The organism is Bacillus paranthracis (genome assembly GCF_024296885.1).
Classification (GTDB): Bacteria; Bacillota; Bacilli; order Bacillales; family Bacillaceae_G; genus Bacillus_A; species Bacillus_A paranthracis.
The window spans coordinates 243103-257500 of record NZ_CP101135.1 but is presented as its reverse complement, the minus strand read 5'-3'; the positions used below and the strand labels follow the sequence as shown (position 1 = coordinate 257500).

At 37.9% G+C, this 14398-nt stretch carries 13 protein-coding genes, 11 tRNA genes and 1 rRNA gene (1 of these 25 cut by a window edge); 2 read left to right on the top strand and 23 right to left on the bottom strand.

The window, feature by feature from the left end:
* The 13 genes from NLJ82_RS01490 to NLJ82_RS01430 all read right to left on the bottom strand — a co-directional run.
* Nucleotides 1-86, bottom strand: a 16S ribosomal RNA gene (locus NLJ82_RS01490) (it extends 1465 nt beyond the left edge of the window).
* A 76-nt stretch (nt 87-162) separates the two neighbouring features.
* Nucleotides 163-233 (bottom strand) — tRNA-Gly (locus NLJ82_RS01485).
* Between the two features lies 1 nt (nt 234).
* Nucleotides 235-311 (bottom strand) — tRNA-Pro (locus NLJ82_RS01480).
* 4 nt (nt 312-315) lie between these two features.
* Nucleotides 316-392, bottom strand: a tRNA-Arg gene (locus NLJ82_RS01475).
* A 97-nt stretch (nt 393-489) separates the two neighbouring features.
* Nucleotides 490-572 (bottom strand) — tRNA-Leu (locus NLJ82_RS01470).
* A 17-nt stretch (nt 573-589) separates the two neighbouring features.
* Nucleotides 590-662, bottom strand: a tRNA-Lys gene (locus tag NLJ82_RS01465).
* A 5-nt stretch (nt 663-667) separates the two neighbouring features.
* Nucleotides 668-742, bottom strand: a tRNA-Gln gene (locus NLJ82_RS01460).
* An 87-nt stretch (nt 743-829) separates the two neighbouring features.
* Nucleotides 830-905: transfer RNA gene (locus NLJ82_RS01455), tRNA-Asp, on the bottom strand.
* 46 nt (nt 906-951) lie between these two features.
* Nucleotides 952-1027, bottom strand: a tRNA-Val gene (locus NLJ82_RS01450).
* A gap of 4 nt (nt 1028-1031) precedes the next feature.
* Nucleotides 1032-1106 (bottom strand) — tRNA-Glu (locus NLJ82_RS01445).
* 8 nt (nt 1107-1114) lie between these two features.
* A tRNA-Ser gene (locus tag NLJ82_RS01440) sits at nt 1115-1205 on the bottom strand.
* A 3-nt stretch (nt 1206-1208) separates the two neighbouring features.
* A tRNA-Asn gene (locus NLJ82_RS01435) sits at nt 1209-1283 on the bottom strand.
* A gap of 114 nt (nt 1284-1397) precedes the next feature.
* Nucleotides 1398-1856 carry a SprT family protein gene (locus NLJ82_RS01430; RefSeq protein WP_000344246.1) on the bottom strand — a complete coding sequence of 153 codons (459 nt, stop codon included), beginning with the start codon at nt 1854-1856 and terminating at the stop codon, nt 1398-1400.
* 195 nt (nt 1857-2051) lie between these two features.
* Between NLJ82_RS01430 and cmpA the strand changes: the two genes are divergently transcribed.
* Nucleotides 2052-2168, top strand: a complete 117-nt coding sequence (gene cmpA / locus NLJ82_RS01425) for a cortex morphogenetic protein CmpA (protein ID WP_001143642.1) — start codon at nt 2052-2054, stop codon at nt 2166-2168.
* A 57-nt stretch (nt 2169-2225) separates the two neighbouring features.
* Here the strand turns inward: cmpA and NLJ82_RS01420 are convergent, their stop codons facing one another.
* The 6 genes from NLJ82_RS01420 to acpS form a co-directional block, all read right to left on the bottom strand.
* Complete coding sequence (locus tag NLJ82_RS01420) at nt 2226-4394, bottom strand: Tex family protein (RefSeq protein ID WP_000450602.1); 2169 nt, start codon at nt 4392-4394, stop codon at nt 2226-2228.
* Nucleotides 4395-4461: 67 nt separating this feature from the next.
* Nucleotides 4462-4812 (bottom strand): type II toxin-antitoxin system endoribonuclease NdoA, encoded by a 351-nt coding sequence (gene ndoA, locus NLJ82_RS01415; RefSeq protein ID WP_000635963.1) that lies wholly within the window; start codon nt 4810-4812, stop codon nt 4462-4464.
* Between the two features lie 4 nt (nt 4813-4816).
* Entirely contained in the window at nt 4817-5104 is a 288-nt protein-coding gene (locus NLJ82_RS01410; protein ID WP_000004570.1) for an antitoxin EndoAI, read from the bottom strand.
* 299 nt (nt 5105-5403) lie between these two features.
* Nucleotides 5404-6573, bottom strand: a complete 1170-nt coding sequence (gene alr, locus NLJ82_RS01405) for an alanine racemase (protein WP_000390601.1) — start codon at nt 6571-6573, stop codon at nt 5404-5406.
* A gap of 118 nt (nt 6574-6691) precedes the next feature.
* Nucleotides 6692-7705 (bottom strand): LolA family protein, encoded by a 1014-nt coding sequence (locus tag NLJ82_RS01400; RefSeq protein WP_000829109.1) that lies wholly within the window; start codon nt 7703-7705, stop codon nt 6692-6694.
* A 93-nt stretch (nt 7706-7798) separates the two neighbouring features.
* Nucleotides 7799-8158: a holo-ACP synthase gene (acpS, locus tag NLJ82_RS01395; protein WP_000635037.1), complete on the bottom strand. Its 360-nt coding sequence runs from the start codon at nt 8156-8158 to the stop codon at nt 7799-7801.
* Between the two features lie 92 nt (nt 8159-8250).
* Here acpS and NLJ82_RS01390 point away from each other — a divergent pair, with 92 nt between their 5' ends.
* Complete coding sequence (locus tag NLJ82_RS01390) at nt 8251-8823, top strand: rhomboid family intramembrane serine protease (RefSeq protein WP_001993582.1); 573 nt, start codon at nt 8251-8253, stop codon at nt 8821-8823.
* On the opposite strand, the gene uvsE is transcribed toward NLJ82_RS01390, so the two are convergent.
* The 4 genes from uvsE to NLJ82_RS01370 all read right to left on the bottom strand — a co-directional run bounded on the left by uvsE (nt 8816) and on the right by NLJ82_RS01370 (nt 14281).
* Nucleotides 8816-9778 (bottom strand): UV DNA damage repair endonuclease UvsE, encoded by a 963-nt coding sequence (uvsE, locus tag NLJ82_RS01385; RefSeq protein ID WP_000961150.1) that lies wholly within the window; start codon nt 9776-9778, stop codon nt 8816-8818. The two genes, NLJ82_RS01390 and uvsE, sit on opposite strands and share 8 nt — an antisense overlap.
* Before the next feature lie 96 nt (nt 9779-9874).
* Nucleotides 9875-11452, bottom strand: a complete 1578-nt coding sequence (cshA, locus tag NLJ82_RS01380; RefSeq protein ID WP_000206582.1) for a degradosome RNA helicase CshA — start codon at nt 11450-11452, stop codon at nt 9875-9877.
* Between the two features lie 305 nt (nt 11453-11757).
* Nucleotides 11758-13134, bottom strand: a complete 1377-nt coding sequence (murF, locus tag NLJ82_RS01375; protein ID WP_000610682.1) for a UDP-N-acetylmuramoyl-tripeptide--D-alanyl-D-alanine ligase — start codon at nt 13132-13134, stop codon at nt 11758-11760.
* Between the two features lie 61 nt (nt 13135-13195).
* A complete protein-coding gene (locus NLJ82_RS01370; protein ID WP_000161437.1) occupies nt 13196-14281 on the bottom strand; it encodes a D-alanine--D-alanine ligase in 1086 nt (361 codons plus the stop codon).
* Nucleotides 14282-14398 lie beyond the last annotated feature (117 nt).

The window sequence follows — 14398 nt, the reverse complement described above, 5'->3', positions numbered from 1 at the left end:
GCAAGCTCTTAATCCATTCGCTCGACTTGCATGTATTAGGCACGCCGCCAGCGTTCATCCTGAGCCAGGATCAAACTCTCCAATAAAGTTAGTTTGTCTAGCATCTAAAATAAAAATTGACGTTTCACGTTGTTTGTTTCGTTCAGTTTTCAAAGAACTAAAAGCGGGTGAAGAGAATCGAACTCTCGACCAGAGCTTGGAAGGCTCTTGTTTTACCACTAAACTACACCCGCGTGGTCGGGAAGACAGGATTTGAACCTGCGACCCCCTGGTCCCAAACCAGGTGCTCTACCAAGCTGAGCCACTTCCCGTAATTGGCGCGCCCGAGAGGAGTCGAACCCCTAACCTCTTGATCCGTAGTCAAACGCTCTATCCAATTGAGCTACGGGCGCTTATTCATGATGTTTTTTCGTCGTTGTATTTTGGCGACTCAATTATCTTATCATACTACATTTTCAAATGCAAGTACTTTTTTTAAAAGATTTTTGATGCGGCCGAGAGGACTTGAACCTCCACGGGGTTTCCCCCACTAGGCCCTCAACCTAGCGCGTCTGCCGTTCCGCCACGACCGCGCGAAAAAAAACAAAAGTGAGCCATGAAGGACTCGAACCTTCGACCCTCTGATTAAAAGTCAGATGCTCTACCAACTGAGCTAATGGCTCGTAAATGGCTGGGCTAGCTGGATTCGAACCAGCGCATGACGGAGTCAAAGTCCGTTGCCTTACCGCTTGGCTATAGCCCATCGAAATACTTATCTTATTTTCAAAGACAAATGTTATTGTACCATAATGACCAATAAAAAACAACTGCCAATTAGCAGAAGTTAAAATGGCGGTCCCGACCGGGGTCGAACCGGCGATCTCCTGCGTGACAGGCAGGCATGTTAACCACTACACCACGGGACCATTTAATCTTTACATTAATGTCATTTTACTTTTCATTATAATATTATGGTGGAGGATGACGGGATCGAACCGCCGACCCCCTGCTTGTAAGGCAGGTGCTCTCCCAGCTGAGCTAATCCTCCGAAGTGGTGACCCGTACGGGATTCGAACCCGTGTTACCGCCGTGAAAGGGCGGTGTCTTAACCACTTGACCAACGGGCCAATATAAATGGCAGAGAAGAAGGGATTCGAACCCTCGCACCGCGTTCGCGATCTACTCCCTTAGCAGGGGAGCCCCTTGAGCCACTTGGGTACTTCTCTGTATGGCTCCGCAGGTAGGACTCGAACCTACGACCGATCGGTTAACAGCCGATAGCTCTACCACTGAGCTACTGCGGAATAATAAAGACAATTTGTATCTTATAAAAATTCTCATCGTAAGTCAAGAAGTTTTTTCACAACATCTTGTACAAACGTGACATGTTTATAATATACTGGATTGCGTTTTCACTGTCAAGATGTTTTCTTTATCAAGATTAGTTTCCCTTTACACTTTCCGCAGACATATCTTTTTGTATTTATTTGACGCCTCCTTACATATTGAAGTGAGCATTCCATACATTCATACATATAAACCTTTTTTCCCTTCTCTTCATTTATCATTCGTTTACAAAAGCGTGGTGCATCAACTGCCTTTAATAATTCTCGAAAATCCTTATCCCGATGCTTATACCCTCTTCCCGCAATATGTAAGTGATAATGACAAAGTTCATGTTTAACAATCCCAACTAATTCTTCTTTCCCATACATTTCATAATATCGATAATTCAGTTCAATATTATGTGTATTCAACAGATAACGTCCACCAGTTGTACGCAACCTACTATTAAACATTGCTTTATGTAAAAACGGCATTCCGAAATATTGTAGTGATACTTCTTCCACTAGCCGCTGTATTTCTTGCTCATCCATTTTCATTCCTCCTAAACAAAAAAATATTTTTACACTTTTCTCCTCTCTTATACATATATTAAATAGTACATATACCCATCCTCATTCAAGAAGCGTGGTTTCTAAAAACATAGCAAAAATAGAAATCCACTCACCAACCTCTCATCAATAGTACTTTACATTTATGAGAGTAGGATTAAACAAGGAGGGATTCCTATGCCTACATGGCTCAAAAAACAAATGCAACGCGCATATTTTGAAAAAAACCGGTATCAAATTAAATTACTAAATGAATGCTGGTTTTATTATAGCAAAATACATCAAAGTTCCTAATCCATTACACGTTTTATCCTATAAAAAAAGAGCAGTTTCATCTGCTCTCTTCTCTTACTATTCAACCGGCAACATAGATAATGCAACGCGACCTTTTTTCGTATCAATATCATCTACCCATACTTTGACGATTTGTCCGACAGATACAACATCTAACGGATGCTTCACGTATTGTTTGCTTAGTTTAGAAATATGTACTAACCCATCTTGTTTCACACCTACATCAACGAAAGCACCGAAATCAACAACGTTACGAACTGTTCCTTCCAGTTCCATACCACGTTTTAAATCTTCTAATTTCAAAATCCCTTTTTTCAGAAGCGGTTTAGGCAACTCATCCCTCATGTCTCGCTCTGGACTAATGAGTGCATCTATAATATCAACTAATGTTGGTTCTCCAACTCCCGTTTCTTGCGACAACTTAGAAATCTCTACTTCTTCTAAACTCTTTTGTAATTGTGGTTGCCCTACGTCATCTTTTGATAAACCTAGATTCTTTAATAACAATTCAACATTTTTATATTGTTCTGGGTGAATACCTGTACGGTCTAACGGATTTGCCCCTTCTAATATACGTAAGAAACCTATACATTGTTCATATGTCTTCGCACCTAGACGTGGTATTTTCTTTAAGTCTGTTCGTTTTGTAAATTTCCCTTCTTCTTCACGCTTTGCTACAATATTTTTCGCAACAGTTTTTGATAAGCCTGAAACATATTGCAACAACGCAACGGAAGCTGTATTTACATTCACACCGACTTGGTTAACTGCTGTCTCTACTACAAACGTTAATGATTCATTTAATCTTTTTTGAGACACATCATGTTGATATTGTCCAACCCCAACTGATTTAGGATCAATCTTTACAAGTTCAGCAAGTGGATCTTGCAGACGTCTACCGATAGAAACCGCACTTCTTTCTTCAACCTGTAAATCTGGGAATTCCTCACGGGCTAAATCAGAAGCCGAATACACACTCGCACCAGCTTCGTTCACAATAATATAGAAGACTTCTCGTTTCACATGTTGTAATACATCAACTATAAATTCTTCTGATTCTCTAGAAGCTGTACCATTCCCAATCGCAATCATTTCAACCTGATATTTATCTATAATAGAAAGAACTTTCGCTTTTGCATCTTCATATTTACGCACTGGTGGATGCGGATAAATAACATCAATATATAGAACTTTCCCCGTATCGTCTACGATAGCTAATTTACAACCCGTTCTATATGCAGGGTCTACAGCTAACACAACCTTTCCTTTCATTGGAGGTTGTAATAACAAATTACGTAAGTTCTCAGAAAAAATATGTATTGCTTGTTCCTCAGCTGTTTCTGTTAATTCTTTTCGAATCTCCCTTTCAATAGAGGATTGAATTAATCGTTTATAACCATCCTCAATTGCTAACTTTACATACTGTGCACTTTTTGAACCGTTATCACGAATTACTTTCTTATATAAGAAAGTTACTATCTCATCTACTGGCGGAACAACAGAAACTCTCAATATATCTTCTTTCTCACCGCGATTCATCGCTAATACACGATGCGGCACGACTTTCTGCAACGGCTCTTCATAATCGTAATACATTTCATATATATTTTTTTCATCTTTCTCTTCATCTTTTACAGCCGAAGACATAACACCTTTTCTAAAAGTAACATTCCGAATCCAACTACGATATGCTGCTTCATCTGAAACGATTTCTGCAATAATATCTTGAGCACCTTGTAATGCCTCTTCTGCAGATTGCACTTCTTTCTCGGCATTTATAAACTCCATTGCCTTCTGATTCGGATCTTCTTTCGTATATAACAATAACCATTCAGCTAATGGCTCTAGTCCTTTTTCTTTCGCAATCGTTGCTTTCGTTCTTCTCTTCTCTTTATATGGACGATATAAATCTTCTACTTCTTGCAACTTTGTAGCTTTCACAATTTGCTGACGTAATTCTCCTGTCAGTTTCCCCTTCTCATCAATAAGACGAAGAACCTCTTCTTTTCTATCTTCAAGCTGCATTATATATTGCCATCTCTCTAAAATTGTACGAATTTGCACTTCATCTAAAGAGCCTGTCCATTCTTTTCGGTAACGAGCAATAAATGGAACTGTGTTACCTTCTTCTGTTAATTGAATAACATGACGAACTTGCTTTTCGGTAAAGCCTAATTCCTTCACTAACATTTTCATTAACGCTTGTCGATTATCTACCGTTTCCATATACAACCGCAACCTCCTCTATAATAAAAAAAGTTGCCCTTCAAAGAGAGCAACTTAAACTGCCGATTTAAAAATCTATTAGTCCTAAACTAATTTGTAGCGCTTCATCTACACGAATCATCATCACTTCATCTAAGTGAGTGATTTTGTCCGTTAAGCGCTGCTTATCGATTGTTCGAATCTGCTCAAGTAAAATAACAGAATCTCTCTCAAAACCGTACTTTTTCGCATCAATTTCCACATGAGTGGGTAATTTCGCTTTTTGAATCTGTGCAGTAATAGCCGCTACAATCACCGTTGGACTAAAACGATTTCCGATGTCATTTTGAATGACAAGAACCGGACGAACGCCTCCTTGCTCAGAACCAACAACTGGGGAAAGGTCTGCAAAATACACGTCGCCGCGTTTTACAATCAAAATATTACCCCCCGCTAACTAAGCGTTCTACTGTATGAGCTGCTTCATACTCTGCTAAGAAAGCTTCAGATGCAATACCAAGATTAATTTTTCCCATTTCAATGTACCCACGTCGCATTGATTCATGTTGGTAGCGTTTCTTCGTCTTATGTTGACGCAATAACAGTTGTGTTGCCTGGCAAATTAGTTCATGGCGATTCTTATTCTCTTGTTTTCCAATTCCGTCCAATTCCGTTACCATTTGCTTTGGCAACCGAACCACGATTTCAGTAGTTACACTTGATTCGGACACAAAAATACACCTCCACCGTCAACTACACACCCAAATATATATATGACACCTATTGTAATAATACCATTGTATGGAGCCTGTTGCAAAGACTTCCTTATTCCTTGCTTATGTTTTCCAATTCACAAACAAAACATTCATATTCTTTTATTTTTTATCTCATTACAACAAGAAACGGAAGAGTTTCCACGTTAAATTATGTTAAAAGTAATGATAAGTAAAAAGCTTCTCGTCAAAAAACGAACTTATTCTTAGCCAACGAAAAGTCCTCTCACATGACAAGAAGCAAATCATACTACCTTCTATATATCATTCAAATAATTGATTACTTCCACAACTTTACCGTTCCGTATAAATATTCTCGGCACACGGAAACTAATCGTTGTAATAATTTCATAATTAATAGTCCCTGAATATTCCGCAACCTCTGTAGCGCTAATATATTCATCTCCTTGCCTTCCAATGAGTGTAACTTTCGTACCAAGAGGCACTTTACAAGGAAGGTGAATCATGAATTGATCCATTGTTACTCGCCCTACAATCGGTACCCTTTTACCATTTACAAGCACTTCAAATCCTTGTAATCTTCTAAGCCAGCCATCTGCATAACCAATTGCAACGGTCGCAATCCATTCTTCCGTCTTTGTTCGATAAGTGACGTTATAACTAATTCCATCCCCTTTAATCACCTGTTTAATATGAGCAACTTTCGTATGCAATGATAGCGCTGGTTCTAATTTAAACGGTAAAAAAGGGCGTATTTCTACAGATGGAGATAACCCATACATCGCAATACCAATTCGTACTGCATTAAATGTAATCCCTTGAAAACGTAGCGTTGCAGCACTATTAGCTGTATGAACAAACTTAGGATCCACTCCGAATTCTTTCAACCAACTTAACTGCTCCAAAAATGTGTTATATTGCTTATCAAAGTAAGAAGTCTCCACCTCATCTGCCGTTGCAAAATGCGTATAAACTCCTTCCAATTCTAAGAATGGTGCACCTTCTAAGCTTTTTAAAAATCCTTTTAATTCTTTACGTTCACGTATTCCAATTCTCCCCATACCACTATCGAAATTAATATGGTATTTCATCGTAGACGAACCATCCCAAAGTTTGATTGCTTCATCTACCCACTCCTTTTGAAAAACAGTTAATGCTACATCATTTTCAGCAGCTACATTTATATCACGAGGAGGAGAAGGACCTAACACTAAAATCGGCGCAGTAATACCAGCTCTTCGAAGCACTAAAGCTTCATCTAAGAACGCAACTGCTAACCTTGTCGCCCCCGCTTCTAATGCTGTTTTAGCCACCGGTACATAATCGTGCCCATATGCATTCCCTTTAACAACGGCAAAAATTTCTACATCACTCGGGATAAATTCTTTAATATGTGTAACGTTGTTATAAATGGCATCTAAATCCACTTCCACCCAAGTGTCACGGTAAAATGGCGCTTCTTCCATAAACACACTTCCTTATACACGATATGCGAAGCTTATTCTTTTATATGCTTCTTTTATGAAATCCACCCTTCAAACTAAGAAAAGACGTGGTGCACATATATCACCACGTCTAAGAAGTTTACTTCACTTGCTTCTCTGTAACTGAACGAGCAACCATTAACAGCTCCTTCGGCTCTAAACCTTTAGACACGAGCATATATTCTACTCCGTTATGCGACCACGTTAAAGAGTCTTTCGTCAATGCTCCAATTGTAAAGCCAAGATCAACCAATTCCCCGCTCACACTTATCGCTGACGAAGCCTCTGCAACTTTTGCCTTTTCTTGTATTAAAGTAAAGGATTTCTTACTTCCAGTGTATGTGAGTATCGCACGCTTGCCACTGTCTGTCTTCAACTCTTTTTCATCTTTCAAAGTCATACCTTGCGGCGTATCACGCGGATACAAAATAGCAAATGGTTTGTCTTCTTTCGCTGTCGTTTGAACATCTACTTGCGCTCTAGACATATTTTGTTTCGTATCAAATGCACCTTTATCAAATTTCGCATCAAATTTCACTTTAGAGAAATCTACTTTCACAAGAACATTTTGATCATTATCCATTAACTTCACCGAAACTGGTGTTAAATCACTTTTCTTCAATGTAATCTCTTGTCTCGGCAACATGTTTTGATGCTGATAGTTTGTTTTTGTTTTAAAGATATAATACTTATCTGTTTTTTCAAAAGTAAGGTTTTTCTTATCCTGCAAAATATCCCTCACAAGAGATTCGTATAAATAAGCCTGGCTACTATTTTGCGGCCAATCACTTTGGAAACGGAAACTCTTATTAAGCGCTGGCGTTAATACAAATACACCTTCTTCATTCCTTAAAATAATTTGACTTTGATCTTTTTTCGCATTCTGCAAATTCACACGATAAAAAGAAGGTTCCTTATGCCATATCTCTACCTTATACTCCTGAGGCTCATTCCCTGTTTTAATAGATAATTTCGCTTCAGCTTGATAGCTTTTCAACCCTTTTACTTTCGCCTCTAAATCTCTCACAACATCATCTTGTTTCTTTTCCATACAACCGGCCAACACAAAAACGGTTAATAAACCGACAAGAACTAAAAACAGACGCCTTTTCATCACTTCAGCCCCTTTGCCCCTATAAATGAATGGAAGATGTACCTTCCTTATCGCTACCACAAATATATGAGACAAAGATATAAAATATGCAGACTAGCGTGACGAGCTTTCTAAAACAACTTGAGCAACAGCAAATTCCTTACTATGACTAATTGATAAATGAACAATATGTTCTGTACTTGTAATAAGAATCGGCTTCCCTCTATCATCATTTCTCACTTCAATATCTAAAAAACTCACTTCTTTCCCAATACCAGTTCCTACCGCTTTTGAATACGCCTCTTTCGCTGCAAATCTTCCAGCTACAAACTCTGTAAGGCGGCTTCCCTTCAGCCCCTTAGCAACATTACGTTCACTTTCAGTTAAAATACGTTCCATAAATTTAAGCTTTCCATCTATCATTTTTTCAATTCGATTCAATTCAATAATATCGATTCCAATCCCTACAATCATTTCAAAATCCCCTTCTTCTATTTAGCTTTCTTTTTTCATATTGTAAGAATAACAGAGAATCTTTCTGATGCAAAAGGAGTGATACTCACAACATGCTAATACCATCCGCCCGCATTTCCTTACAACCAATCACCATTGCTTTACTTCTCATACAATTAATCATGATTATATTAGGTGATTTCCCCCTCTTCTCTATGGCAGCTTCTAATGAATATATCGCTAAAGGAGAATGGTGGCGTCTCCTAACTTCCCTGCTCGTACATGTAGACTTACAACATTTTCTTTTTAATAGTATTTGTTTATTCATCCTTGGCTCTTCTATTGAAAAACAACTAGGCCACTTTTCTTTCATCATTATTTTTTTCCTTTCTGGCATTCTCGGAAATATGTCCTCTTATCTTATTATGCCTCATGAATATATTCATGCCGGGGCATCTGGTGGCATTTTCGGATTGCTAGGTGCACAGTTATTTCTATTGTATAGCCGATATCGTTCTTCCAATCCAAGAGACATCGCTATTTTTTCAATTATTATATGTATATTACTACTATTCACTTTCTTCAATCCCTCTGCCAACCCTATCAGCCATTTAACAGGATTGATCATTGGTGGTATTTGCACTCCTCTATTAATAAAAAAACTCGATGGTGCAGAGCTCATTTAATATAAAAGCTCGCACCATCGACAATTTCCACATCTGTTTGTTCACTTAAATCTCTCATGAGTTGAAATAAAGACTCATCCTTCTTCTTCGCTTCAATCATACAATCAATTTGCGGAACACTTCCTTTTATCTTTTTTAAAAAAGATAAAAAAGTATCTACATTAATAAAGTCTGCATGTGCCCTTGGGTCTTTTCCCTCTCTAGGACTAGAAATGTGCATTTTCACCGGTAACAAAGACGATTTCCACGTATGTACAACACGCGCCCAATCTTCATGCCAATCTTCTCGATCATGATTCATCATATGATGATGTAAATCAAATACAACGGGAATGTCCAACTTTTCTCCTAAATATAATGTGTCCTCGAGCGTAAAAGTTGTATCATCATTTTCTAACATAATCATTTCCTGAATACCTCTTGGGACGTTAGACCAATTCTCTATAAAACGCTCTAATGCGAGCTCTTTATCTTTATATCCGCCCCCAACATGCATTACACATCGTTGCTTATGTTCAATTCCCATACCTTTTAATAATTTTCTATGCATTTGTAATGTCTTGACAGATTGTTTAAAAATATTCTCCTCGGGTGAATTAAGTACAACAAAATGATCTGGATGAAAATCAATACGCATATTCATTCGAATAGCGTAATCACCTAGCACTTTTAAATTTTCTTTTAAAGGGCGAATATAATTCCAATCTAACAACTCCTCATGATTCGCTAAAGGAATCAGCTTGGAACTAAGTCGAAAGAACGATATGTCATGTCCTTTATTATGCTTTAATAATCGTAAACAGTTTTCCAAATTCGAATTAGCAATTCTTTCAAGTTTACGAATCGCCGCTTCCCGATCATCTATTTTTTGAAACTGCGCGTACGTCATCGTTTGAGATGGAGATGCGTTTTTCAAATGTACACTCATCGCGACATAGCCAAGCCTTACAAGCATGCGGCACCTCATTTCTACATAAGTTATTATGTAGTATGTACAATTACAAAAATAAAAAAAGAGAATGCCGGCAAAGGGCATTCTCTTTTTTCATTATTAAGCTTGTGGCTTACGGCTATGATGTTTTCTTTCGCCGCGTCCGTTTGAAGATCCTGGGCGTCCTTGACCTTCGCCACGACGACCACGGTTGCCGCCATCACGATTGCGATCACGGTTACCGTCACGATTACGACCATCACGATTGCGGTCACGGTTACGACCATCGCCACCGCGTCCATCACGACTACGATTACGGTTACCATCACGGTATCCGCCTCCGTTACCGCCGCGTTTTTTAGAACCGCCACCTCTTGCAACAACTGGTGGTTCTGATGTTAAAGCGATTGGAGTTGTATCTGGCTCTTTTGTCATCATTTTTAAAGCAGCAGCTACTACTGTTACAGAGTCGTTCTCTTCTAACATTTCTTCCGCAATACGCTTGTAGTATGCTAAGTTTTCATTTTCAATTGTGTTTTGAAGTTTTTCAGCGATTAAACGTTGTTGACCTTCTAGTGCCTCATCAAGTGTTGGTGCATCCATGCGGTCCATTTTACGTTTTGTTGTACGCTCGATATTTTTTAATTGTCCAGATTCACGTGGTGTTACAAATAGCATTGCAATACCTTTTTTACCTGCACGACCAGTACGGCCAATACGGTGAACGTATGATTCTGGATCTTGTGGAATATCGAAGTTGTATACGTGTGTTACACCTGAAATATCAAGACCACGTGCAGCAACGTCTGTTGCAACAAGAACTTCAATAGAACCTTCTTTGAACTTACGTAATACAGACATACGTTTCGCCTGAGTTAAATCACCATGGATACCTTCCGCAGCATAACCACGTAAATTTAATGCTTCTGATAATTCATCAACACGACGCTTTGTACGACCGAATACAATCGCAAGCTCTGGAGATTGAATGTCTAATAAGCGTGTCAATACATCAAACTTTTTCTTTTCTTGCACTTCTAAATAGAACTGCTGAATGTTTGGCATTGTTACTTCTTTTGCTTTTACTTTAATGTGTTGAGGCTCAGTCATGAAACGCTCAGCAATACGACGGATTGGATCCGGCATTGTCGCTGAGAATAGTAATGTTTGGTGTGTTTCTGGCACATCTGTTAAAATTGCTTCAATATCTTCAATGAAGCCCATGTTTAACATTTCATCCGCTTCATCGAGAACAACTGTCTCTACGTTTTGTAAGCGAAGTGTTTTACGGTTAATATGATCTAAAATACGACCCGGCGTACCAACAATAATGTGTGGGTGTTTTTTTAGAGCACGAATTTGGCGGTTAATATCTTGACCACCGTAAATTGGTAAGATACGAACGCGTTTATGTTTACCAATTTTGTATAGCTCTTCTCCAACTTGAATTGCTAATTCACGCGTTGGCGCGATAACAATACCTTGAACCGATTCTTTATGTGTATCCACTTTATCTAATAGTGGTAATCCGAATGCTGCTGTTTTCCCTGTACCTGTTTGTGCTTGCCCAATAATATCCTTACCTTGCAATGCATGTGGAATTGTTTCAGCTTGAATTGGCGTAGCCTCTTCAAAGCCCATACTTTCAACAGATTGCAGTAAAGAATCACTTAATCCTAATTCTCGAAATGTTGTCAATGTTACTTCTCCTTTTCTATCCTATACTTATCATTTAAAAAAAGGCGTTTTCCGAATTTGCGGAAAAGCCCTTTTCCTGAATGCTCACGTATATAAACGGGCGTATATTCTTCACGAAAATACTTCTAAACGTTATTACACTTTATCAATTATAAGTTTTGTATGTGTAAAAAGCAAACCCAACTGTTACCTTATTTTCATATTCAGAGGTTTTTTCTTCACTTTTATTTTTTTATATTTACTGTAAGCGCTTATTATAAGTTTCTTCTTTTTTCGTTGCTATCATCCCTATTTATATACACCAATTATTTCAACATCGTAATTACTTCTTCCAATTTCATACCGCGAGATGCTTTTATTAATACAACATCTTTCGCATCGACTACTGCTTGCAACTCTTTTACTAACTCTTCTTTATTATCATAAGCCTTTACACGTTCGTTAGGGAAATTAATTTTCGCTCCTTCAGCAATTTGAGCTCCTAATTTACCATATGTGAACACATAGGAGATTTTTGCTGGATCGATTAATTTACCTACCTCATAATGAAACTGTACTTCTTGATCTCCAAGCTCTAACATATCGCCGAGAACAACAATTTTTTTAGAGAATCCATCTAAACCATTCATTAGGTGGAATGCTGCTTCCATAGCTGTTGGACTTGCATTATAAGCATCGTTGATAATTGTTAATCCACTATTTGTTTTTACAATTTCCATACGCATGCCTGTCATTTGAAGTGTTACTAAACCTTCTTTCATCTCTTCCCACGTTACACCAAAATGTTTCGCAATTGCCATAGAAGCAAGCGTATTATACACATTGTGTTTCCCTAATACCGGTAGATAGAATGAAATGTTTTCTTCTCTATTCATTTTAAAGTGTGTCCCAGTTGCTTGTAACGTTACAGTCGTTGGATAGTAATCATTTGCTCTAGCATCACCAAACGTAACTGTTTCAGCTATTAAATTCATTTCAGGAACACGATTCGTTAATAATGGCTCATCTCCGTTATATACGAACACTCCACCTTCTTGTAATCCTGTCACAATTTCTAATTTCGCTTCAGCAATTGCCTCGCGAGAGCCTAAGTCCATTAAATGCGCTTCACCAATGTTCGTAATGATAGCTGCATTTGGACGAGCTAACTTAGATAAGAATTCAATTTCCCCACGGCTTGACATTCCCATTTCTAATACAGCTACTTCTGTATTTTCTTCTAAGTTTAAAATAGTAAGAGGTAGCCCGATATGATTATTGAAGTTTCCTTCTGTTTTTTGAACTTTGAATTTAGTCGCAAGAAGACTTGTTACAATATCTTTTGTAGATGTTTTACCGTTACTACCTGTCACACCAATCACTTTAACATCCAATTGGTCGCGATAGTTTTTTGCTAACATTTGTAATGCTGATAGCGTGTCTTCTACAAAAATAACCGGAAGATTCTCAGGTGGATTTGCTACATCTTTCATCCATAATGTCGCCACAGCTCCATTTTCAACAGCTTTATCTACAAAAGCATGTCCATCGAAACGTTCACCTTGAATCGGAACATATAAGTTTCCTTTTTCGATTTTTCTCGTATCAATAGACACTCCTTGTATAGTAATTCCCTCATACTGCTCTGCTAATCCCGTACCATTTGTCATTTGTTCTACTTGTTTTAACGTTCGATTTATCATAAAAACACTCCTTACATAGAGGAAGCACTATTCCTTCGAATAGTGCCTCCTCCTTTTTTTGTTAGATTGTATATTTAATTTTTTGTTTTTCTTCGTGACGCTCCATTGCTAAACGAATTAGCTCTTCAATTAATTCCGGATACGGTAATCCAGTATGTTGCCATAGTAGAGGGAACATACTAAACGGCGTAAATCCTGGCATCGTATTCACTTCGTTAATGTATACTTCTCCATCTTTCGTTAAGAAGAAATCAGCTCGCGTTAAGCCAGCACCATCTAACGATTGGAATGCAACAATCGCATCTCTCTTAATAACATTAGACTCTTCTTCTGTCATTTCAGCTGGAATAATTAACGCTGTATCACCATCGATGTATTTCGACTTATAATCATAGAAGTCTTTTTTAGGTACGATTTCACCTACAACTGAACATTTCGGTTCATCATTACCTAGTACACCAACTTCTACTTCACGTCCAACGATATTTTCTTCCACAATAATTTTACGGTCAAATTGGAATGCCTCTTCAAATGCATTCTCAAGTTCTTCACGATTTTTACACTTATTAATCCCAACACTTGAACCAAGGTTTGCTGGTTTTACGAAGCAAGGGTATCCTAATACTTCTTCTACTTTTTCATATGCTGTTTCACGATCTTTTTCCCATCCGCTACGAATGAATGATGCATATTTCGCTTGTTTTAATCCAGCTTCTGCGAAAATGTTTTTCATAACAACTTTATCCATACCAGCAGCAGATGCTAGAACACCATTTCCTACATAAGGAATATTCATTAATTCTAATAATCCTTGTACCGTTCCATCTTCACCATTTGGTCCATGTAGTAATGGGAAAATAACGTCGATAGCATTTTCCTCAGCATTTGCAGATGGAATGATTTCTGTGCTTAATGATAGCGGAGAAATTGCATTTTCTGCACCGCTCATTTTTAGAATTTCAACATCTGTTACTTCACCTTCAATACGCTCACCGCGTACCCATTGACCTTGTTCTGTAATATAAATTGGATGAATCTCGAATTTATCTTGATTTAATGCTTTAATAGCAGCAAGAGCCGTTTGTAGCGAAACTTGATGCTCAGCTGATTTTCCACCATATAATAAACCTAATTTAATTTTTGTCACTGAAATCACCCTAACCAATTGTTTTCATTTTTCTATTTTAGCACTTTTTATAAAAATAGGTAGTTCCTATTTGAAATAAAATGCAACTTCCACAAATAATTAAATGACACCACTTAT

What these genes read in the sequence shown, in the direction of transcription:
- NLJ82_RS01430 (WP_000344246.1), bottom strand. Translation starts at nt 1,856, where the DNA reads ATGGATGAGCAAGAAATACAGCGGCTAGTGGAAGAAGTATCACTACAA.
- cmpA (WP_001143642.1), top strand. Translation starts at nt 2,052, where the DNA reads ATGCCTACATGGCTCAAAAAACAAATGCAACGCGCATATTTTGAAAAA.
- NLJ82_RS01420 (WP_000450602.1), bottom strand. Translation starts at nt 4,394, where the DNA reads ATGGAAACGGTAGATAATCGACAAGCGTTAATGAAAATGTTAGTGAAG.
- alr (WP_000390601.1), bottom strand. Translation starts at nt 6,573, where the DNA reads ATGGAAGAAGCGCCATTTTACCGTGACACTTGGGTGGAAGTGGATTTA.
- NLJ82_RS01400 (WP_000829109.1), bottom strand. Translation starts at nt 7,705, where the DNA reads ATGAAAAGGCGTCTGTTTTTAGTTCTTGTCGGTTTATTAACCGTTTTT.
- acpS (WP_000635037.1), bottom strand. Translation starts at nt 8,158, where the DNA reads ATGATTGTAGGGATTGGAATCGATATTATTGAATTGAATCGAATTGAA.
- NLJ82_RS01390 (WP_001993582.1), top strand. Translation starts at nt 8,251, where the DNA reads ATGCTAATACCATCCGCCCGCATTTCCTTACAACCAATCACCATTGCT.
- uvsE (WP_000961150.1), bottom strand. Translation starts at nt 9,778, where the DNA reads ATGCTTGTAAGGCTTGGCTATGTCGCGATGAGTGTACATTTGAAAAAC.
- murF (WP_000610682.1), bottom strand. Translation starts at nt 13,134, where the DNA reads ATGATAAATCGAACGTTAAAACAAGTAGAACAAATGACAAATGGTACG.